At 70.5% G+C, this 21,209-nt stretch carries 19 protein-coding genes and 2 tRNA genes; 4 read left to right on the top strand and 17 right to left on the bottom strand.

Translation table 11 applies throughout. The features are described 5' to 3' along the window. Window positions 1–5 precede the first annotated feature (5 nt). From mreD to folC, 6 genes are all read right to left on the bottom strand, one after another. Complete coding sequence (gene mreD, locus OO54_RS01750; RefSeq protein ID WP_033201093.1) at window positions 6–674, bottom strand: rod shape-determining protein MreD; 669 nt, start codon at window positions 672–674, stop codon at window positions 6–8. Beyond that, window positions 671–1,669, bottom strand: coding sequence for a rod shape-determining protein MreC (mreC, locus tag OO54_RS01745; protein WP_033201092.1), 999 nt, complete (start codon window positions 1,667–1,669; stop codon window positions 671–673). Before mreC ends, mreD begins: the two co-directional genes overlap by 4 nt. A 79-nt stretch (window positions 1,670–1,748) precedes the next feature. Next, window positions 1,749–2,768, bottom strand: coding sequence for a rod shape-determining protein (locus OO54_RS01740; RefSeq protein ID WP_033201091.1), 1,020 nt, complete (start codon window positions 2,766–2,768; stop codon window positions 1,749–1,751). A 218-nt stretch (window positions 2,769–2,986) separates the two neighbouring features. Next, window positions 2,987–3,400: a nucleoside-diphosphate kinase gene (gene ndk, locus OO54_RS01735; RefSeq protein WP_017239314.1), complete on the bottom strand. Its 414-nt coding sequence runs from the start codon at window positions 3,398–3,400 to the stop codon at window positions 2,987–2,989. A gap of 66 nt (window positions 3,401–3,466) precedes the next feature. Then, on the bottom strand, window positions 3,467–3,832 hold the full coding sequence (locus tag OO54_RS01730; protein WP_033201090.1) for a DUF4233 domain-containing protein: 366 nt from the start codon (window positions 3,830–3,832) through the stop codon (window positions 3,467–3,469). Window positions 3,833–3,837: 5 nt separating this feature from the next. After that, a complete protein-coding gene (folC, locus tag OO54_RS01725; RefSeq protein ID WP_051786650.1) occupies window positions 3,838–5,373 on the bottom strand; it encodes a bifunctional tetrahydrofolate synthase/dihydrofolate synthase in 1,536 nt (511 codons plus the stop codon). A 65-nt stretch (window positions 5,374–5,438) separates the two neighbouring features. On the opposite strand from folC, the gene OO54_RS01720 reads away from it, so the two are divergent. Further along, window positions 5,439–6,461, top strand: a complete 1,023-nt coding sequence (locus OO54_RS01720) for a rod shape-determining protein (RefSeq protein WP_167348113.1) — start codon at window positions 5,439–5,441, stop codon at window positions 6,459–6,461. Between the two features lie 215 nt (window positions 6,462–6,676). Here OO54_RS01720 and OO54_RS01715 read toward each other — a convergent pair whose 3' ends face one another. Then, window positions 6,677–7,816 (bottom strand): sensor histidine kinase, encoded by a 1,140-nt coding sequence (locus OO54_RS01715; protein WP_033201192.1) that lies wholly within the window; start codon window positions 7,814–7,816, stop codon window positions 6,677–6,679. 154 nt (window positions 7,817–7,970) lie between these two features. Then, the gene (locus OO54_RS01710; RefSeq protein WP_033201088.1) at window positions 7,971–10,592 is read right to left on the bottom strand and encodes a valine--tRNA ligase; all 2,622 of its coding nucleotides are present in this window, start codon (window positions 10,590–10,592) and stop codon (window positions 7,971–7,973) included. A gap of 138 nt (window positions 10,593–10,730) precedes the next feature. Between OO54_RS01710 and OO54_RS01705 the strand changes: the two genes are divergently transcribed. Next, window positions 10,731–11,693, top strand: coding sequence for a hypothetical protein (locus OO54_RS01705; protein ID WP_033201087.1), 963 nt, complete (start codon window positions 10,731–10,733; stop codon window positions 11,691–11,693). Between the two features lie 70 nt (window positions 11,694–11,763). Here OO54_RS01705 and clpX read toward each other — a convergent pair whose 3' ends face one another. From clpX to OO54_RS01680, 5 genes are all read right to left on the bottom strand, one after another. Then, window positions 11,764–13,047: an ATP-dependent Clp protease ATP-binding subunit ClpX gene (clpX, locus tag OO54_RS01700; RefSeq protein ID WP_015033605.1), complete on the bottom strand. Its 1,284-nt coding sequence runs from the start codon at window positions 13,045–13,047 to the stop codon at window positions 11,764–11,766. Window positions 13,048–13,203: 156 nt separating this feature from the next. Beyond that, window positions 13,204–13,866: an ATP-dependent Clp protease proteolytic subunit gene (locus OO54_RS01695; RefSeq protein WP_033201191.1), complete on the bottom strand. Its 663-nt coding sequence runs from the start codon at window positions 13,864–13,866 to the stop codon at window positions 13,204–13,206. A 61-nt stretch (window positions 13,867–13,927) separates the two neighbouring features. Beyond that, on the bottom strand, window positions 13,928–14,545 hold the full coding sequence (locus tag OO54_RS01690; RefSeq protein ID WP_033201086.1) for an ATP-dependent Clp protease proteolytic subunit: 618 nt from the start codon (window positions 14,543–14,545) through the stop codon (window positions 13,928–13,930). Window positions 14,546–14,787: 242 nt separating this feature from the next. Beyond that, entirely contained in the window at window positions 14,788–16,173 is a 1,386-nt protein-coding gene (gene tig / locus OO54_RS01685) for a trigger factor (RefSeq protein WP_017239322.1), read from the bottom strand. A gap of 171 nt (window positions 16,174–16,344) precedes the next feature. After that, a tRNA-Pro gene (locus tag OO54_RS01680) sits at window positions 16,345–16,421 on the bottom strand. Between the two features lie 132 nt (window positions 16,422–16,553). On the opposite strand from OO54_RS01680, the gene OO54_RS01675 reads away from it, so the two are divergent. Next, window positions 16,554–16,627, top strand: a tRNA-Gly gene (locus OO54_RS01675). Between the two features lie 124 nt (window positions 16,628–16,751). Here the strand turns inward: OO54_RS01675 and OO54_RS01670 are convergent. Next, window positions 16,752–16,946, bottom strand: coding sequence for a hypothetical protein (locus OO54_RS01670; RefSeq protein ID WP_015033610.1), 195 nt, complete (start codon window positions 16,944–16,946; stop codon window positions 16,752–16,754). Window positions 16,947–17,104: 158 nt separating this feature from the next. After that, entirely contained in the window at window positions 17,105–18,250 is a 1,146-nt protein-coding gene (locus OO54_RS01665) for a PP2C family protein-serine/threonine phosphatase (RefSeq protein WP_033201085.1), read from the bottom strand. 105 nt (window positions 18,251–18,355) lie between these two features. Between OO54_RS01665 and OO54_RS01660 the strand changes: the two genes are divergently transcribed. Beyond that, entirely contained in the window at window positions 18,356–19,585 is a 1,230-nt protein-coding gene (locus OO54_RS01660; RefSeq protein WP_033201084.1) for a GNAT family N-acetyltransferase, read from the top strand. Window positions 19,586–19,739: 154 nt separating this feature from the next. Here OO54_RS01660 and OO54_RS01655 read toward each other — a convergent pair whose 3' ends face one another. Beyond that, window positions 19,740–20,549, bottom strand: coding sequence for an Fpg/Nei family DNA glycosylase (locus OO54_RS01655; RefSeq protein WP_033201083.1), 810 nt, complete (start codon window positions 20,547–20,549; stop codon window positions 19,740–19,742). Beyond that, window positions 20,549–21,043 carry a ribose-5-phosphate isomerase gene (locus OO54_RS01650; RefSeq protein WP_017239325.1) on the bottom strand — a complete coding sequence of 165 codons (495 nt, stop codon included), beginning with the start codon at window positions 21,041–21,043 and terminating at the stop codon, window positions 20,549–20,551. Before OO54_RS01650 ends, OO54_RS01655 begins: the two co-directional genes overlap by 1 nt. Window positions 21,044–21,209: the final 166 nt, after the last annotated feature.

Below are 21,209 nucleotides of genomic sequence, written 5' to 3'. Positions count from 1 at the left end.
CTCGGTCACAGTCGCTTGACTCCCTTGATGCGTCCGGCCCGTGAGGCGCGGCTCCGGGCGGCCTTCACGCGCAGGCCGCCGCGCTGGGTGCCGATCCGCAGGCCGGTGCCGGACGAGAGCCAGCCGGACGCGACGTCGGCGCCGTTTCCGCCGCCGGCGTCGGCGAGCGGGTCGTTCTCGGCCCGGCGGGCCAGGGCCATGATGAGCGGCACCGTGAACGGCGCGAGGAGCAGGTCGTACACGGCCGCGGTGAACAGCAGGAACCCGAGGCCGACATGGCGGGCGGCGGTGTCGCCGACCAGGGCGCCCACGCCCGCGTAGAGCAGGGTGGAGCCGACTGCCGCGGCGACGACGACGGCCATGGGGCCGGTCGCGGAGGTCAGCCGGCCGTTGTCGGGGCGGGCGAGGCCGACGAGGTAGCCGATGACGCAGAGCACGAGGGCGTAGCGGCCGGCGGCGTGGTCGGCGGGCGGTGCCAGGTCGGAGAGCAGTCCGGCGGTGAAGCCGATGAGGGAGCCGCTGACGGGGCCGTGGACGAGGGCGAGGCCGACGACGGTGAGGAGGACGAGGTCGGGGACGGCGCCGGGGAGTTGGAGGCGGGCGAGGACCGAGACCTGGACGACCAGGGCGACCACGATCAGGGTGGCGGAGAGGAGGATGCGGTTGAACTTCACGGTGTCGCGTCCCCCTGGTCCTGCGGTGCCTGCTGGTTCTGGTTCGGCTTCTCGCCCTGCTGCGCGCCGTCGGCGGCCTGCTGTCCGTCCGGTGGCGGCGGTGTGACGGTGACGGTGACGGTCGGCGCGGGCTTCGGCTTCTGCGGCAGGACCATGTCGCGGGGGTCGGAGCGGGGGGCCTGGACGACGACGCCGACGATGTCGAGCTTGGTGAAGCCGACGTACGGGCGGACGTAGATGTTGCGGGTCAGGCCGCCGCCCGCGGGGTCGACGCGGACGACCTCGCCGACCGGCACGCCGGGCACGAACGGCTTGTCGGCGCGCGAGCCGAAGGTGACGAGCCGGTCGCCGGGCTTCACCTTGGCCTTGCCGTTGAGGAGCTGGACGAGGAGCGGGCTGTCTCCCTGGCCGGTGGCGAAGCCGAGTTCGTCGGACTTCTCCATGCGGGTGCCGACGGTGAAGTCGGGGTCGTTGGCGAGGAGCACCGTGGAGGTGGAGGGGCCGACGGTGGTGACGCGGCCGACGAGCCCCGAGCCGTTGAGCACGGTCATGTCCCGCTGGATGCCGTCGCGGGCGCCGACGTCGATGGTGACGGTCCAGGAGAAGCCCTGGGCCGCTCCTATGGCGATGACCTGAGCGCCCTTGATGCCGTACTGACCGGCGCCGGCGGTCTTGAGCATGCCGTCGAGCTCGCGCAGCCGGTTGCGGTTGCGGTCGTCGCTGCCGAGCTCGGCCTTGAGCTCGGCGTTCTCCTTCTCCAGGGCGGCGATCCGGGTGTGCCGCTCCCCGGAGTCCCGGACCGCGCCTATGGCGTTGCCGATGGGGTCGACGGCCGCCGCCACGCCGTTCTCGACGGGTCCGAAGACCGCGGCCGCGGCCTGCCGGGCACCGTCGACGGGTGACTCCTGACCGCCGCGGATGTCCACCGTGATCAGTGCGAACGCGATGGCGATCAGCAGCACCAGGAGCAGCCGGCTCTCTCGTGTGTCCCTCACGTGCGGCGGCCGTGCCTTTCCTCGTGGTTCGGGTTGTTCGGCTGTGCGGGTGTTCTCTTGTGGGCGGTACGGGTGGTGCCTAGCGGCGCGGCTGGGCGTCCAGGACCTGCTGGAGGGCCTCGAACTCCTCCACGCACTTGCCGGAGCCGAGCGCCACCGAGTCCAGCGGGTCCTCGGCGATGTGGATCGGCATGCCGGTCTCGCGGCGGAGCCGTTCGTCGAGGCCGCGCAGCAGGGCGCCGCCACCCGTGAGAACGATGCCGCGGTCCATGACGTCACCGGAGAGCTCCGGCGGGCACTTGTCGAGGGTGGTCTTCACCGCGTCGACGATGGCGTTGACCGGCTCCTCGATGGCCTTGCGGACCTCGGCGGCGGAGATGACCACGGTCTTGGGCAGGCCGGAGACGAGGTCGCGGCCGCGGATCTCGGTGTGCTCGTCCTTGTCGAGGTCGTACGCCGAACCGATGGTGATCTTGATCTGCTCGGCGGTCCGCTCACCGAGGAGGAGCGAGTACTCCTTCTTGATGTGCTGGATGATCGCGTTGTCGAGCTCGTCGCCGGCGACCCGGATCGACTGTGCCGTGACGATTCCGCCGAGGGAGATGACGGCGACCTCGGTGGTGCCGCCGCCGATGTCGACGACCATGTTGCCGGTGGCCTCGTGGACGGGGAGGCCCGAGCCGATGGCCGCCGCCATGGGCTCCTCGATGATGTGCACCTGGCGGGCGCCGGCCTGGGTCGACGCCTCGATGACGGCGCGGCGCTCCACTCCGGTGATGCCGGAGGGCACGCAGACGACGACGCGGGGGCGGGCCAGGTAGCGGCGCTTGTGGATCTTGAGGATGAAGTAGCGGAGCATCCGCTCGGTGATCTCGAAGTCGGCGATGACGCCGTCCTTGAGCGGGCGGACGGCGACGATGTTGCCGGGCGTCCGGCCGATCATCTTCTTCGCCTCGGAGCCGACCGCGAGGATGCCACCGGTGTTGGTGTTGATCGCGACGACGGACGGCTCGTTCAGAACGATGCCTCGACCCCTGACGTACACCAGCGTGTTGGCGGTCCCGAGGTCGACAGCCATGTCACGGCCGATGAACGACATTGAGTTCCCCTTGATTTCCCATGGCTGAGAGTGGTGCGGCGATGGAGTTTTCCATCGTAGTGCCGCCCGTGCGGATGCCGCGCGTTGGTCCACCTCTGTACCTGGTGACGGCAGGACGCGGCGATCCGTTCCCGGGATTGGCGTTCATATGCCTGGAGGCGACCGAAATTCCTTCGGTCGCCCCACAGGGTGCTTCGTTTGGCTGACTGTGAGTCAGATCAGGCGAGGCCCGGGAAGAAGATCTTCAGCTCGCGGAGCGCCGACTCCTCGGAGTCCGAGGCGTGGATCAGGTTCTCGCGGACGATGGTGCCGAAGTCGCCGCGGATGGAACCGGGCGCGGCGGCGATCGGGTCGGTCGGGCCGGCGAGCTGCCGGACGCCCTCGATGACCCGCTCGCCCTCGACGACGAGCGCGACGACCGGACCGGAGGACATGAAGCCCATCAGCGGCTCGTAGAACGGCTTGCCCTTGTGCTCGCCGTAGTGCTGCTCAAGGGTCTCCTGGTCCAGCTCGCGCAGCTCCAGGGCCGCCAGGGTCCAGCCGGCCTTGCGCTCGATACGGCCGATGATCTCGCCGATCAGACCACGGCGGACGGCGTCGGGCTTGAGCAGGACGAGCGTGCGCTGGCTCACGGGGTGACTCCTTCGGAAAAGCGGTGTGCGGGACCTCCGAGGCTACAGGTCCCGCACGTGCCTCGATTACGCAGCGTCAGGCCCTGCCGAGGCCCCCGCGGCCTGCGCCTCGGCCCAGCGCGCCTTGATGTCGTCGATCCGTCGCCCGTAGTGAACGGAGGCCCACCACAGACCGGCGAAGACCGCGCCGAGGAAGAACATGGGCGGCACGACGAAGCCGCTGAGGACCAGACCGACCTGCAGGGCCCAGCCGAGCTGCACGCCGCCGGGACGGGTGACCATCCCGCACAGCAGCACCGAGAAGGCCATCGCGGCCCCGCAGACCCACCAGACGGTGGACATCGCGAGCCCGTCGTCCTTCATGGCCACGAGCCCGGCGAAGCCGATGACGAAGAACTCGCCGATGAGCGTCGAGGAACAGAGCGTACGCATGGGATTCAGCCCCTCCGCAGCAGCAGCCGGGCGTCGCCGACCGTGAAGATCGAACCGGTGACGAGGACGCCCGCGCCACCGAACTCGGCCTCTTCCTCCGCAAGGGTGATGGCGGCCTCGATGGCGTCGTCGAGCCGCGGCTCGACGACGACCCGGTCCTCGCCGAAGACCTCGACCGCGGTCGCGGCGAGCGCGTCCACGTCGGTGGCCCGCGGAGTGGAGTTCGCCGTGATGACGACCTCCGCGAAGATCGGCTCGAAGGCCTCCAGGAGGCCCTTCGCGTCCTTGTCGCCGCTCGTGGAGACCACGCCGATGAGCCGCGAGAAGCCGAAGGCCTCGCTGATGCCCTCCGCCGTGGCCCGCGCGCCGTGCGGGTTGTGCGCGGCGTCCAGGATGACCGTCGGGGAGGAGCGGACGATCTCGAGGCGGCCGGGCGAGGCCACCTGGGCGAAGGCCCGGCGGACCGTGTCCACGTCCAGGGTCCTGGCGTGCTCGGCGCCGATCCCGAAGAAGGCCTCGACGGCCGCGAGCGCCACCGCCGCGTTGTGCGCCTGGTAGGCGCCGTGCAGCGGCAGGAAGATGTTGTCGTACTCGCCGCCCAGGCCGCGCAGGGTGAGGAGCTGGCCGCCGACCGCGACCTCGCGGGAGACGATGCCGAACTCCATGCCCTCGCGGGCGACCGTGGCGTCCGCCTCGACGGCCTTCTTCAGCAGGACCTGGGCCGCGTCCACCGGCTGCTGGGCCAGGATCACGGTCGCGCCCTGCTTGATGATCCCGGACTTCTCGCCGGCGATCTCGCCGGTCGTCCCGCCGAGCCGGTCGGTGTGGTCCAGGTCGATGGGGGTGACGACGGCGACGGAGCCGTCGATGACGTTCGTCGCGTCCCAGGTGCCGCCCATGCCGACCTCGACGACGGCCACGTCGACCGGGGCGTCCGCGAAGGCCGCGTACGCCATCCCGGTGAGGACCTCGAAGAAGGAGAGGCGGTACTCCTCACGGGCGTCGACCAGCTCCACGTACGGCTTGACGTCCTGGTACGTCTCGACGAACCGCTCGGCGGAGATCGGGGCGCCGTCCAGGCTGATCCGCTCGGTGATGGTCTGCACGTGCGGCGAGGTGTACCGCCCGGTGCGCAGCTCGAAGGCGCCGAGCAGGGCCTCGATCATGCGGGCCGTCGACGTCTTGCCGTTGGTGCCGGTGATGTGGATCGAGGGGTACGCGCGCTGCGGCTCGCCGAGGACGTCCATCAGGGCCGCGATCCGCTTGACCGAGGGCTCCAGCTTGGTCTCGCCCCAGCGGGTGGACAGCTCGGTCTCGACCTCGCGGAGCGCCTTGTCGAGCTCCGGGTCCTCGGGGCGGCTGGGCACGGGGTCGCCCTGCGGCGGGCCGCCCTGCGTGCGCAGCGTACGGCTGCCGGCCTCGATCACCGCGAGGTCGGGGTCTCTGTCTGTCTCGGTGTCGACGATGTCGTCGAACTGGTCATTCGGGTCGCTCGGCTCGCTCACGGGGCCCAGTCTACGGAGCGGTACCGACAGGACCATGGACCCACCCCATTCGGGACTTTCGGTCCGCCGTCCGCCGGAGCCGCCCGGCAGACTTGGCGATCATGGACATAGGGATCGACCTCGGCACGGCCAACACGCTCCTGTACGCACGCGGCCAGGGCATCGTGCTCGACGAGCCGTCCGTGGTGGCGGTCCAGGAGGGCTCCCGGCGCGCGCTCGCGGTCGGCACGGAGGCGAAGCGGACCATCGGCCGCACGCCGGGCTCGATCACCGCGATCCGGCCCCTGCGCGACGGCGTGATCAGCGACTACGAGGCGGCCGAGGAGATGATCCGGCACTTCGTGCGCAAGGCCGTGCCGGGCCGTCGGCGACCCCGCACCCGGATGGTGGTCTGCGTGCCCAGCGGGGTGACCCAGGTCGAGCGGCGGGCGATCGTGCACGCCTCCCTCTCGGCGGGCGCCCGCGCGGTGCACCTGATCGAGGAACCGATGGCGGCGGCGATCGGGGCCGGACTGCCCGTCTCCGACCCGCGCGGCTCGATGGTGGTCGACATCGGCGGCGGCACGACCGAGGTGGCGGTGATCTCGCTGGGCGGGATCGTCACCGCCCAGTCGCTGCGGGTCGGCGGCGACCGGCTCGACACCGCCGTCACCGACTACGTGCGCAAGGAGCACTCGCTGCTCATCGGCGAGCGGACCGCGGAGGACGTCAAGGTCGCGATCGGCACGGCGTGGCCGGTGCCCGGCGGCGAGGAACTGGAGCGCCGGACGTTCACCGTGCGCGGCAGGGAGAAGGTCAGCGGGCTGCCCCGGACGGTGGAACTGACGGTGCCGGAGGTGCGGACGGCGCTCGACGAGCCGGTCGAGGCGATCATCGCGGCCGTTCGGGTGACCCTGGAGGAGTGCCCGCCGGAGCTCTCCGGCGACGTGATGGAGCACGGCATCGTCCTCACCGGCGGCGGGGCGCTGCTGCCGGGCCTCGACCTCAGGATGGCCTCCGCGACGGGCATCCCGGTCTTCGTCGCGGACCGGCCGCTGGACTGCGTGGTCCTCGGCTCGGGGCGCTGCGTGGAGGACTTCGACGGCCTCCAGCGGGTGCTGGGGAAGGCGGAGACGGTCCGCTAGGGGGTGCTGGGCAGGCGGAGGCGGTCCGCTGGGAGGTGCCGGGCAGGCGGAGGCGGTCCGCTGGGAGGTGCCGGGCAGGCGGAGACGGTCCGCTGGGAGGTGCCGGGCAGGCGGAGACGGTCCGCTGGGGGGTGCCGGGCAGGCGGAGACGGTCCGCTGGGGGGTGCCGGGCAGGCGGAGGCGGTCCGCTGGGCCGATCAGGCCGGATCAGGGCGCTACCGGGGGAGGCCGGTCGGGAGCAGGGCGGTCACGACGTAGGCGTCGCGCTCCCGGTGGGCCTTGAGGGTGCCGCCCATGCTGGTGACGCGCTCCTCCATGGAGAGGAGGCCGGTGCCGGTGGAGACGGGGGCCGGGGCCGGCGGGGTCGTGGGCAGCGGGTTGCGGACCTCGATCCGCAGGTCGGGCCCCTCGACCGTGATGGTGACCGTCGCGGGCAGGCCGGGCGCGTGCTTGGCGGCGTTCGTCAGGCACTCCCGGACGACCCGGTGGACGGCCGCCTGCCGGAGCGGGGACAGGGCCTTGGCCTCCTCGGCGACCGTCAGCTCGACGGCGCTGCCCATCCGTTCGCTCTCCCCCGCCAGCTCGGCGAGCCCTTCGAGGCCGGGGGTGGCGGCGTCCCGGTCGGCGCGGCGCACGATCGTCTCGTTGAGCATGAGGTGGGCGCGCCGGGCGGTGTCCGCGAGCTCCTCGAAGTCCTTCTGGTGGCTGTCGCCCCTGGCCCGTACGGCGAGCACCTCGGCCCGTACCGCGAGGACCGTGAGCTCGCGGCCGACGAGGTCGTGGACGTCCCGGCCGACGGAGATCCGCTCCTCCTGGACGGCCTGCCGGGCGACGGCGTCACGGCGCTGGACCTCCAGGGCGCGGACGAGGTCCTGCCGGTAGGCGGCGATGCCTACGCCGGAGGCGAGGACGCCGATGGGGACGACGAGGCTCAGGAAGTCGCTGAGGGTGTCGCCGTGCGGGGCGGGCCAGCCGGGCGTGAGGAAGAGGCCGTATGCCACGCCGACGTAGAGCAGGGTCGCGGCGATCGCGGCGCGGCGCCCCCGGAACCGGCCGATCGAGTACAGCGCGAACTGGATCATGGTCAGTTCGTGCAGCCAGCCCATCAGACCGAGCGCCACGACGTACGGCACCCACGGCAGCCGCCGCCTGAGCACCAGGGTGGCCGCGCCGGCCGCGAGGACCAGGGTCGCGGTGACCCCGGTGAGCGAGTTGTCGGCGCGGGCGAGACCCGGCACGTCCAGGACCATCAGGCCGAAGGCGCTGAGCGCGGCGACGACGTCGAGGGCGCGGGGCGAGACCGCCCACCGGTCCACGCAACGGCGCAGCGCGGGGACAGCGGGGAGGCGGGGCATGCCGTCCATCATCCCGGGTCTTTCGTCCCGGCGCCGTGGACCCGAAGTCCCGTCTGGTGTGACATCGGGCACTTCGTCCGTATTGATGGGGTATCAGGGATGCGGGAAGGGCCCGGAACCGATGACCGGTTCCGGGCCCTTCTCGTCGTGCGGATCAGGCCTGCGGCAGGTTCGCCAGCTGGGTCCGGATGCGGGCGATGTCCTCGTCCGCCTTGGCGAGACGGCCCTTGATCTTGTCCACGACGTTGTCCGGGGCCTTGGCCAGGAAGGCCTCGTTCCCGAGCTTGGCCTCGGCCTGGGCCTTCTCCTTCTCGGCGGCCGCGAGGTCCTTGGCGAGGCGCTTGCGCTCGGCGGCCACGTCGATGGTGCCCGACAGGTCGAGCGCGACCGTCGCTCCGGCGACCGGCAGGGAGGCGGTGGCCGAGAAGCCCTCACCCTCCGGCTGGAGGCGCAGGATCTGGCGGATGGCCGCCTCGTGCGCGGCGAGCGGGGTGCCGTCGAGCGTGAGGCGGGCGGGCACCTTCTGGGCGTCCTGGAGGCCCTGCTCCTTGCGGAACCGGCGGACCTCGGTGATGGCCCGCTGGACCAGGGCGATCTCCTGCTCGGCGGCCGCGTCGCGGAAGCCGCTGTCCTTCGGCCAGTCGGCGATCACGACGGACTCGCCGCCGGTCAGCGTGGTCCACAGCGTCTCGGTGACGAACGGGACCACCGGGTGCAGCAGGCGCAGCATGACGTCGAGGACCTCGCCGAGGACGCGGCCGGAGACCCGCGCGCCCTCGCCGCCGGCGAAGAACGTCGTCTTCGACAGCTCGACGTACCAGTCGAAGACCTCGTCCCACGCGAAGTGGTAGAGGGCGTCCGACAGCTTGGAGAACTGGTAGTCGTCGTAGAACGCGTCGACCTCGGCGACCGTCTTGTTGAGCCGCGACAGGATCCAGCGGTCGGTCGCCGACATCTCCGAGGCGTCCGGCAGCGGGCCTTCGACCGTCGCGCCGTTCATCAGGGCGAAGCGGGTGGCGTTCCAGATCTTGTTGGCGAACTTGCTGGAGGCCTGGACCCAGTCCTCGCCGATCGGGACGTCGACGCCCGGGTTGGCGCCGCGGGCCAGGGTGAAGCGGACGGCGTCGGAGCCGTACGTGTCCATCCAGTCCAGCGGGTTGACCACGTTGCCGAAGGACTTCGACATCTTCTTGCCGTTCTGGTCACGAACCATGCCGTGCAGGGCGATGGTGTGGAACGGCGGGGTGCCGTCCATCGCGTACAGACCGAACATCATCATCCGGGCGACCCAGAAGAAGAGGATGTCGTAGCCGGTGACCAGGACGGAGTTCGGGTAGAACTTCGCCAGGCTGTCCGTCCGCTCGGGCCAGCCGAGCGTGGAGAACGGCCACAGGCCGGAGGAGAACCAGGTGTCCAGGACGTCCGTGTCCTGGTGCCAGCCCTCGCCCGCCGGCGGCTGCTCGTCCGGTCCGACGCAGACGACCTCGCCGTTCGGGCCGTACCAGACCGGGATGCGGTGACCCCACCACAGCTGGCGCGAGATGCACCAGTCGTGCAGGTTGTCGACCCAGTCGAAGTAGCGCTTCTCCATCTCCTGCGGGTGGATCTTGACCTTGCCGTCGCGGACCGCGTCACCCGCGGCCTGGGCGAGCGGGCCGACCTTGACCCACCACTGCATCGACAGGCGCGGCTCGATGGTGGTCTTGCAGCGCGAACAGTGGCCGACGGAGTGGACGTACGGCCGCTTCTCGGCGACGATCCGGCCCTCGGCGCGCAGCGCGGCGACGATGGCGGAGCGCGCCTCCAGGCGGTCCAGGCCCTGGAAGGGGCCGTGGACGGTGATGACCGCGCGCTCGTCCATGACGGCGATGTTCGGCAGGTCGTGGCGCTGGCCGATCTCGAAGTCGTTCGGGTCGTGCGCCGGGGTCACCTTGACGGCGCCGGTGCCGAACTCGGGGTCGACGTGGGTGTCGGCGACGACCGGGATCGAGCGGTCGGTCAGCGGCAGCTTGATCTGCTTGCCGACCAGGTGCTTGTACCGCTCGTCGTCGGGGTGGACGGCGACGGCCGTGTCACCGAGCATCGTCTCCGCGCGGGTGGTGGCGACGACCAACGAGTCGTCCCCCTCGCCGTAGCGGATGGAGACGAGCTCGCCCTCGTCGTCCTGGTACTCGACCTCGATGTCGGAGATGGCCGTCAGACAGCGCGGGCACCAGTTGATGATGCGCTCGGCGCGGTAGATCAGCTCGTCGTCGTAGAGCTTCTTGAAGATGGTCTGGACGGCCTGGGACAGGCCCTCGTCCATGGTGAAGCGCTCGCGGGACCAGGCGACGCCGTCACCCAGGCGCTTCATCTGGCCCGAGATCTGGCCACCGGACTCGGCCTTCCACTGCCAGACGCGCTCGACGAACGCCTCGCGGCCCAGGTCGTGGCGGGACTTGCCCTCCTTGGCGAGCTCGCGCTCGACGACGTTCTGGGTGGCGATGCCGGCGTGGTCCATGCCGGGCTGCCACAGCGTCTCGAAGCCCTGCATGCGCTTGCGGCGGGTGAGGGCGTCGATCAGCGTGTGCTCGAAGGCGTGGCCCAGGTGGAGCGAACCGGTGACGTTCGGCGGCGGGATGACGATCGTGTACGGCGGCTTCTCGCTCTTCGCGTCCGCCTCGAAGTACCCACGCTCTACCCAGCGCTCGTACAGCGGCCCCTCTACCTCGGCCGGCGCGTAGGTGGTCGGCAGTTCGGTGGTGGGCGCTGTCTGCTGCTGAGTGTTCTCGGTCACGGGGCCAGTTTAGGGGTGTCCCAGGCCTGTCCTGAAACGCTTTGGTTCGGTAACGGTGTGGCCCCCGCCGCACTGCCGGGCCGACGGTTCCGCCAGGATGTTCGGTAGGCATAAACATCCTGTGAGGGGAACCTGTCGATGAGCTACAACCAGCCGGGCCCGTACGGCGGCCAGCCGCCCCAGCAGCCCGGGCCCTACGGTCAGCCGGGCCCCTACGGCCAGCAGCCGCAGCAGCCCGGCCCGTACGGCCAGCCGCAGGCTCCCCAGCCCGGTTACGGGTACCCCCAGCAGGCCCCGCAGGGCGTGCCGCCGCAGCAGCCGCCGTACGGCTACCCGCAGCAGCCCCAGCAGCCGGGCCCCTACGGCCAGCAGCCGCAGTACGGCGCCCCCCAGGGCCCCGGCGGTTACGTGCCCCACCCGCCGGCCCCCAAGAAGTCCAAGGCCGGCTGGATCATCGGCGCGGTCGCGGTGGTCGCGGCGATCGGCGTGGGCGCGTACTTCCTGCTCGGCGGCGGCGGTTCGTCCGTCGCGGACGACGGCCCGCACAAGCTGATCACGCCGGAGACGGTCCTCGGCGAGTACAAGAAGGTTCCCGACAAGGGCGGTTCCTCCTCCGGGGACGACTCGCTGGCGGAGGCCGAGAAGAACGGCGTCAAGAACGCCAAGAAGGTCAAGGCCTCCTACCAGGTGGAGAACAAGGCCAACCCGCTCGCCAGCAAGATGATCTCCTTCAGCGGTCTCTACGGCGAGATCGCCGACCCCGAGGAGGTCGTCGACGCCGTCTTCGCCAGCGCCAAGGCCGAGGCCGACAAGAGCGCCGGCAAGCCCGACGCCCCGCAGCTGGAGGGCAGCCCGCAGGCGTACGAGCCGGACGGCCTCGACGGCGCGGTCCTCAAGTGCCAGCAGGCCAAGGGCAAGGGCGACGCGTCCACCGGCATGCCCACGTTCACCGTCACGATGTGCGTGTGGGCCGACCACAGCACCGTGGGCTTCGTGGTCCCGGTCGACATGTCCGCCATGATGACCGGCAAGGGCGCCACCGGCGAGGAGGCCGCCGGCATCACGGCCAAGCTCCGCAAGGAGGTCCGCGTCAAGTCCTGACCGGCTGACCGGACATGAGTGAGGGGGTCCCGCCCGAAGGCGGGACCCCCTCACTCATGTGCGACCGGTGTCAGGCCGACTTTTCGTGCCTGCCGTCGTTCTTCACGATCCGCGGGACCAGCGTCGGGTTGACGTTGTTGCGGACGACGTCGGCCGTGATGACGACACGGGCGACGTCCTTGCGGGACGGGACCTCGTACATCACCGACTGGAGGACTTCCTCCATGATGGCGCGCAGGCCGCGCGCGCCGGTGCCGCGGAGGATCGCCTGGTCGGCGATGGCCTCCAGGGCGGGGCGGTCGAAGTCCAGCTCCACGCCGTCGAGTTCGAAGAGGCGCTGGTACTGCTTGACCAGCGCGTTGCGCGGCTCGACGAGGATCTGGAGGAGCGCCTCGCGGTCCAGGTTGTGGACCGAGGTGAGGACGGGCAGGCGGCCGATGAACTCCGGGATCATCCCGAACTTCACCAGGTCCTCCGGCATGACCTCCTGGAACTGGTCGCTCGCCTCGATCTCGCGCTTGGAGCGGATGGTCGCCCCGAAGCCGATGCCCTTGGCGCCCGCCCGCGACTCGATGATCTTCTCCAGGCCGGCGAAGGCGCCGCCCACGATGAAGAGCACGTTCGTCGTGTCGATCTGGATGAACTCCTGGTGCGGGTGCTTCCGCCCGCCCTGCGGCGGCACGGAGGCGGTGGTGCCCTCCAGGATCTTCAGCAGGGCCTGCTGCACGCCCTCGCCGGAGACGTCGCGCGTGATCGACGGGTTTTCGCTCTTACGGGCGACCTTGTCGATCTCGTCGATGTAGATGATCCCGGTCTCGGCCTTCTTGACGTCGTAGTCGGCCGCCTGGATCAGCTTGAGCAGGATGTTCTCGACGTCCTCGCCGACGTAGCCGGCCTCCGTCAGCGCCGTCGCGTCGGCGATGGCGAACGGGACGTTGAGCATGCGGGCCAGGGTCTGCGCGAGCAGCGTCTTCCCGGAGCCCGTGGGGCCGAGCAGCAGAATGTTGGACTTGGCCAGTTCGATGGCGTCGTCCCGGCCCTGCGCGCCGCCGTTCTCGCCGGCCTGGACGCGCTTGTAGTGGTTGTACACCGCGACCGAGAGGGCCTTCTTCGCGGGCTCCTGCCCGACGACGTACCCCTCGAGGAACTCGTAGATCTCGCGGGGCTTGGGAAGTTCCTCCCAGCGCACCTCGCTCGTCTCCGCGAGTTCTTCCTCGATGATCTCGTTGCAGAGGTCGATGCACTCGTCGCAGATGTACACACCGGGTCCCGCGATGAGCTTCTTCACCTGCTTCTGGCTCTTTCCGCAGAACGAGCACTTGAGCAGATCGCCGCCATCACCGATGCGTGCCACGAGGTGCTTCCCCTTCGCCTGGGAGCGCTTGGTTCAGCGGCTCCTGGTGCCTCATATTCGACGGTACCTTGCCGGGCCCCTGGTTCGGGCCCCCCTTGGCACGGTTCACATGGTCGCGATTCGGCCACGCGGACCGTGCCAGGGGAAGGTCGGGCGTCAGTGTGCCGCGGCGGCCGTGCTCTTGCGGGTCGAGACGATCTGGTCGACCAGGCCGTACGCGAGGGCGTCCTCGGCCGTGAGGATCTTGTCGCGCTCGATGTCGTCGCGGATCTTCTCGATCGGCGTCGAGGAGTGCTTGGCCAGCATCTCCTCCAGCTGGCTGCGCATGCGCAGGATCTCGTTGGCCGCGATCTCCAGGTCGGAGAGCTGCTCGCGGCCGGTGCCGCCGGACGGCTGGTGGATCAGCACGCGGGCGTTCGGCAGGGCCATCCGCTTGCCGGGGGTACCGGCGGCGAGCAGCACGGCCGCGGCGGAGGCCGCCTGGCCCATGCAGACCGTCTGGATGTCCGGCTTCACGAACTGCATGGTGTCGTAGATCGCCGTCAGCGCGGTGAAGGAGCCACCGGGGCTGTTGATGTAGATCGAGATGTCGCGGTCCGGGTCCATCGACTCCAGGCACAGCAGCTGCGCCATGACGTCGTTGGCGGAGGCGTCGTCGATCTGCACGCCGAGGAAGATCACGCGCTCCTCGAAGAGCTTCGCGTACGGGTCGTACTCGCGGATGCCCTGCGAGGTGCGCTCCACGAAGCGCGGCACGACGTAGCGGTTGTCCATCGGCGCGCCGGTGTAGAGGCCGCTCGCGGAGAGGTTGTTAAGCATCGGGGTGTTCACCGTCCTGGTGGCGTTCGGCGGGGGGAGGGGGCTCTTCGGCGGCCGGCGCTCAGGCGCCCGTGCCGCCGCCGCCCGGAACACCCGCGGCGTGCGTGATGATGTCGTCGATGAGGCCGTAGTCCTTGGCCTCCTCCGCGGTGAACCAGCGGTCGCGGTCGCCGTCGCGGATGATCGTCTCGACGGTCTGGCCGGAGTGCTGCGCGGTGATCTCGGCCATGCGCTTCTTCGTGCGAAGGAGGTACTCGGCCTGGATCTTGATGTCGGAGGCCGTACCGCCGATGCCGGCGGAGCCCTGGTGCATCAGGATGTCGGTGTTCGGCAGCGCGAAGCGCTTGCCGGGGGCGCCGGCGGTGAGCAGGAACTGGCCCATGGAGGCCGCCATGCCCATACCGATGGTGACGACGTCGTTCGGGATGAACTGCATGGTGTCGTAGACGGCCATGCCGGCCGTCACCGAGCCGCCGGGGCTGTTGATGTACAGGAAGATGTCCTTCTCCGGCTCGGCGGCCAGGAGGAGCATCTGGGCGGTGATCTTGTTGGCGATCTCGTCGTCGACCTGCTGGCCGAGGAAGATGATGCGCTCGCCGAGGAGCCGGTTGTAGACATGGTCGCCGAGGCCGCCACCGATGGACGGCTCACCCGCGGCGTAAGGCTTCAGATTCGTCACGTATCCACCTGCTCGTCTCCGACGGCCCAGGCCGTCTCAGCGTCTCGTTCAGAGGGCACTGCCCTCGTATTCATGGACCCTAACGCGCAGGTAGGACAACGCCATCCCGGTTCCCGAACTGTTCGCTGGGAGCGCAAGGTAGTTGGGGACGTGTAAGGGGTCCTGGTACGTCCACGGGCCCGGACGCACAGCAGTGCGTACGGGCCCGTGGGACGGGGTTCCGCGCCGGGGCGCGGAGCCTCTTACTTGTCCTCGGAGACCTCGGTCTCGCCGGTGACGGCCTCGACGGCCTCGGCGGCGGTCTCGACCTCGTCCTCGTCGTCGGAGAGGTCGACGACCTCACCGTTGGTGTCGACGACCTTGGCGGCCTCGACGACGACCGCGAGGGCCTTGCCGCGAGCGACCTCGCCGACGAGCATCGGCACCTGGCCGCCCTGGGCCACGGCCTGGGCGAACTGGTCGGGGCTCATGCCGGAGGAGGCGGCACGGCGGAACAGGTGCTCGGTGAGCTCCTCGCGGGAGACGTCGAGCTTCTCCTTGTTGACGAGCTCATCGAGGATGAACTGCGTCTTGATGCCCTTCTCGGCCTGCTCCTTGGTCTCGGCCAGGAACTCTTCCTCGGTCTTGCCCTGGATCTCCAGGTACTTCGCGAGGTCGAGGCCCATCTGGCCGAGCTGGTGGTGCTCCAGGTTGTGCTTGCGGGTGTTGATCTCGTCCTCGAGAAGCTTCTCGGGCATCGGGACCTCGACCAGCTTGAGGAGCTCGTCGAGGACGCGCTCCTGGGCCTGGGTGGCCTGGTCGAACTGCTTCATGTTCTCGAGGCGCTTGCGGCTGTCGGCCTTGAGCTCGTCGAGGGTGTCGAACTCCGACGCCATCTGCGCGAACTCGTCGTCCAGCTCGGGGAGCTCACGGGCGGCGACGGTGGTGACCTTGACGGTGACCTCCGCGTCCTTGCCCTCGGCGGAGCCGCCCTTCAGCTGCGAGGTGAAGGTGGCCTCGCCACCGGCCTCCAGGCCCTTGACGGCCTCGTCGATGCCGTCGAGCAGCTCGCCGGAACCGATGGTGTACGAGACGTCGCTCGCGACACCGTCGGGCAGCACCTCGCCGTCGACCTTGGCCTCGAGGTCGATGGTGACAACGTCGCCGTCCTGGGCGGCGCGCTCGACCGGGGAGGTCGAGGCGAAGCGCTCGCGGAGCTGCTCCACGGACTTCTCGACGTCCTCGTCGGTGACCTCGACCGCGTCGACGGTGACCTCGATGCCGGAGTAGTCCGGGATCTCGATCGTCGGGCGGATGTCGACCTCGGCGGTGAAGGCCAGCAGCTCGCCGTCCTTCAGCTCGGTGATGTCGACCTCGGGCTGGCCCAGCGGGTTGACCTCGGCCTCGTTGACGGCCTCGGTGTAGAACTTCGGGAGCGCGTCGTTGACGGCCTCCTCCAGCACGGCGCCGCGGCCGAACCGCTGGTCGATCACGCGAGCCGGGATCTTGCCCTTGCGGAAGCCCTTGACCGTGACCTGCTGGTTGATCTTCTTGTACGCCGCGTCGAGGCTGTCCTTGAGCTCCTCGAAGGGCACCTCGACAGTGAGCCGAACCCGGGTCGGGTTCAGGGTCTCCACGGCGCTCTTCACGGTTCGGTCTCCTTGTGGCTGATTCCTGGATTCCACCGATACCGCGTGTGGCGGCTCCGGCGGCTCGGCCCGGTCAGAAAGACACACGGGCACGCAGCTTGCATAGTAACCGCAAGCGGTATGACGCCCACAACGTGATCAAGAACGTGCGAGGTGGGCGCGTGATCGTCATGGTCGGGGTGGCGGGATTTGAACCCACGGCCTTCCGCTCCCAAAGCGGACGCGCTACCAAGCTGCGCCACACCCCGTCGGTGCGACACGTAGGGTACATGGACGAGGACTGTGCGGCGCCCCCCGTTTTCGGGGTGTGCGAAGAACGCCGTGGACCGGCTACCATGCTCCTCGTGCCGCGGTCCTCGTGACCTGCGGCGCGACGCTGTGCGGGTGTAGCTCAATGGTAGAGCACTAGTCTTCCAAACTAGCTACGCGGGTTCGATTCCCGTCACCCGCTCCAAACCGAGAAAACCCCAGGTCATCCTGGGGTTTTCTGCGTTACGGACATGATCCGCGCCCTGCGCGCGCGACGGGCCCCCGCCGACCTCGGCGGGGGCCCGTCGTCGCTCGTTCCGGTGTCGTCGTCAGAACTTGATGGAGGCGACCGTCTGCGTTATCGAGTCCAGGAAGCGCTGGATGTCGTCGGCCATGCCGGTGGAGGCGAGGAAGAAGCCGAAAAGGACGGCGACGACGGCCGGACCGCCCTTGAGGTTCCCCCCGCGGATCAGCACCACCAGGATGATTGCCAAGAGCAACACCACAGACAGTGAAATGGCCACAACTGATCACACCCTCGGTCGGTCCCACGTTGCCCACCAGGGAGCCCGTGTCCCGGAACACCCCCCGCTGCCTCCATCGTGCCACCAACCCCCCTGCCCTCGCTGCCGGGTGACGAATCGTCGTGGAGAAGATCACTTCGCCCGGGGAGGGCGGCGCGTCAGACCGGGCGGGAGATGAGGAGGAGGGCGCGGTCGTCGTTGACGTCCTTGGCGACGGCCTCGATGAGGTGCCAGGCGACGCCCTCGAAGCCGTCGACGACGCAGCGGTCGGCCTCGCCGGTGAGGCGGTCGATGCCCTCGGCGATGTCCCGGTCGGCGGCCTCGACGAGGCCGTCGGTGAAGAGCATGAGGACGTCGCCGGGGCGCAGCGAGCCCTTGACCGGGTGGAACTCGGCACCGTCGTAGACGCCGAGGAGCGGGCCCTCGGCGTCCTTCTCCTCCCAGCGGCCGCTGCCCGCGTGGAGTTGGAGGGCGGGCAGGTGGCCGGCCGAGTAGAGCTCGTAGTCGCCGGACTCCAGGTCGAGGACGAGGTGGATCGAGGTGGCGAAGCCCTCGTCCCAGTTCTGGCGGAGCAGATAGCCGTTGGCCGCGGGGAGGAAGCCGTGCGGCGGGAGCGAGCCGAGGAGGCCGCCGAAGGCGCCGGAGAGCAGCAGGGAGCGGGAGGCTGCGTCCATGCCCTTGCCGGAGACGTCGGTGAGGACGACCTCCAGGGTCCGGCCGCCGTGGGTGCGGGCGGCGACGACGAAGTCGCCGGAGAAGGACTGGCCGCCGGCCGGGCGGAGCGCCATCTCGCGGTGCCAGCCCTGCGGGAGGCGCGGCAGGGCGCTCTGCACCCGGATGCGCTCGCGCAGGTCGAAGAGCATGGTGCCGCCGCGCCGCCAGGGCACGCCGACCCGGGCCCGGAACTGGGCGATGAGCAGCCCGAAGAGGCCGCAGGCGGCGACGACGAGGACGGTGCCGGGGGTGACCCGGGCGGGGCCCTGGGTGTACGGGCCGAGGACGACGGACTCGACGATCAGGGCGCCGGCCGCGGTCGCGTAGAGACCGAGCAGGCTGGCGGGGCGCAGCAGCAGTCCGCCGGCCACGATCGGCAGGGCGAGCGCGGCGGGCGCGCACCAGATCGGGTTGAGGATCGTCCCCCAGGCGATGGCCGGAATCATCAGCAGGAGTCCGGCGAAGGCGAGCCAGTCGGAGCCGTCGCCGCGGAAGTAGTCGACGGCGGACTTGCGCAGGGCGACGCGGGCCCGGCGGGCGCGCCTGCGCAGCCGGGCCGCGTACGCGTTCACTCCGGCGCGGTGTCCCATTGGCCTGGACCCTATCCACACGTCCTGTCATCGCGCAGGGGTACCCGGTGACAATGTGCGTGAAATCGGGTCGCCCCGGGCGTGCGCCGCTGATATCGATGGCATATGACGACTGAACTCCGGGTGCTCGACCCGAACGAATGGGACCGCTGGTTCGCGGTGCTGGACCTCGCGTTCGGGGGCATTCACGAGCCACCGGACGCGCGCGCCCTGTGGCGGGACCTGACGGAGTTCGAGCGGTCGCTCGGTGCCTGGGACGGGGACCTGTGCGTGGGGACCTCGGGGGCGTTCTCGTTCCGGCTCACGGTGCCGGGCGGAGCGCTCGTGCCGGCGGCGGGCGTGACGATGGTGAGCGTGGCGGGCACGCACCGGCGGCGCGGGATCCTGACCTCGATGATGCGGCGGCAGCTCGACGACGTACGGGCGGCGGGTGAGCCGGTGGCCGTGCTCACGGCCTCCGAGCCGGTGATCTACGGGCGGTTCGGCTACGGCGCCGCGACGTGGACCGAGCGCGCGACGGTCGACACGAACCGGGTGCGGCTCTCGCTGCCGGACGGCGTGGACGGGGTGACGCTGCGGCAGGCGGACCTGGCGGAGTCCTCGGCGGTCTGCGAGGAGGTGTACGCCCGGCTGGTGCCGTCGCGGCCCGGGATGCTGGCCCGGCGGCCCGGCTGGGAGCGGCTGCCGCTGCTCGACCCCGAGTCGGAGCGCGAGGGCGCCTCGCCGCGGCTGTGCGTGCTGGCGGAGCGGGGCGGCGAGGTCGTGGGCTTCACCCACTACGCGATCAGGCCGAACTGGTCGTTCGCGGGGGCGGACGGTTCCGTGGTGGTGGAGCAGGTGCTCGCGCTCGACCCGGCCGCGGAGGCCGCGCTGTGGCGGTTCCTGTGCTCGGTGGACCTGACGTCGACGGTGCGGATCCAGAGCAGTCCGGTGGACGGCGCCTGGCGGCACCTGGTGTCGGACGTGCGGCGGTGCGAGCCGAAGGCGCGGGAGGCGCTGTTCCTCCGGCTCGTGGACGTGGGCGCGGCGCTGGAGGCGCGGACGTACCAGGCGCCGGTGGACGTGGTGTTCGAGGTCGAGGACGCGTTCTGCCCGTGGAACGAGGGACGTTGGCGGGTGACGGGGGACGTCAAGGGGGCGGTGTGCGCGCGGACGTCGGATCCCGCGGATCTGGCGCTGTCCGTGCGGGAGTTGGGGGCGGCGTACCTGGGTGGGACGTCGCTGGTCTCGCTGGCCGCGGCCGGGCGGGTGCGGGAGCTTCGGGAGGGGGCGCTGGTCGAGGCGTCGGTGGCGTTCGGGTCGCCGGTCGCGCCGTGGCTGCCGCACGGGTTCTGACCTGGTCCGGGGACGGGCGGGACGGGGACGGGCGGGACGGGGACGGGAGACGCCCTGTGGGGGTCGTGCCCACCCGTTCCGCCCTGCGGAACGATCGCCCGCGACGGGGCGGACGCGACTGGGGCCTGTCCGGCCCTGATCCGCCGGACAGACCCTAGGCCGACTGGCAGGTGGGGCACCAGAAGAGGTTGCGGGCGGCGAGGTCGGCGGTGCGGATCTCGCCCTCGCAGATGTGGCACGGCTGGTTCGCGCGGCGGTAGACGTAGACCTCGCCGCCGTGGTCGTCGACGCGGGGCGGGCGGCCCATGGCCTCGGGGGTGTGCTCGGGGCGGACGGTGTCGATGCGGTTGAGGCGGACGCCTTCGCGCATCAGCGCGGCGAGGTCGGTCCAGATCGCGTCCCACTCCCCCGGCGTGAGGTCCTTGCCGGCGCGGTAGGGGTCGATGCCGTGCCGGAAGAGGACTTCGGCGCGGTAGACGTTGCCGACGCCGGCGATGACCTTCTGGTCCATGAGGAGGGCGGCGACGGTGGTGCGGGACTTCGAGACGCGGTGCCAGGCCCGGCCGGGGTCGTCGCCGTCGCGGAGCGGGTCGGGGCCGAGGCGGTCGTGTATCGCCTGCTTCTCGGCGTCCGTGATGTACGCGCAGGTGGTGGGGCCGCGCAGGTCGACGTACGCGTCGGGGGTGGCGAGCCGCAGCCGGACGGTGTCGGTGGGCGGCGGGGCGGGGGCGTCGCCGAAGTTCACCTTGCCGAAGAGGCCGAGGTGGATGTGGACCCAGCCCATGCCCTCGAAGCCGAGGAAGAGGTGCTTGCCGTGGGCCTCGGTGGTCTCCAGGACGGTGCCGTCGAGCAGGGCCGCCGAGTCGGCGAACTTGCCCTGCGGACTGGAGACGCGCACGGGCCGGCCGCCGAACCGCTCGCGGTGGTCGGCGGCCAGCCGGTGGATGGTGTGCCCCTCGGGCATCAGGCGGTCGGCTCCTGCGGGTGGTGCGCCGGGATCGGGGGGAGCTCGCCGGTGTTCTCGTACGCGGTGAGCATGTCGATGCGGCGGGTGTGACGCTCGTCACCGGAGTACGGGGTGTTCAGGAAGATCTCGACGAACTTGGTCGCCTCTTCCTGGGTGTGCATCCGGCCGCCGACGGAGATCACGTTGGCGTTGTTGTGCTCGCGGCCGAGGGCGGCGGTCTGCTCGCTCCAGGCGAGGGCGGCGCGGACCCCCTTCACCTTGTTCGCGGCGATCTGCTCGCCGTTGCCCGAGCCGCCGATGACGACGCCCAGGCTGTCCGGGTCCGCGGCCGTCTTCTCGGCGGCACGCAGGCAGAACGGCGGATAGTCGTCGAGGGCGTCGTAGATGTGGGGACCGCAGTCGACGGCCTCGTGACCGTGTGCGGTGAGCCACTCGACGAGGTGGTTCTTGAGTTCAAATCCGGCGTGGTCGGAACCGATGTAGACGCGCATGAAACCGAGTGTGGCACGCCAGGACCCGGGTAGCAGGCAGCGGGGTCGGGACCTTCACCCGGCCTGGTACGGACCTTCGACCCTCGCGAGGTCGCCCGTACAACAATCCGGAATGAGGGCTTCCGATCACCCCTGTTCACAGGGTTCAATGCTCAGGCTCGCGACC

The organism is Streptomyces wedmorensis (assembly GCF_000716445.1).
Lineage (GTDB): Bacteria > Actinomycetota > Actinomycetes > Streptomycetales > Streptomycetaceae > Streptomyces > Streptomyces wedmorensis.
The sequence above is the reverse complement of the archived record's forward strand: the minus strand, read 5'-3'. Positions and strand labels throughout refer to the sequence as shown.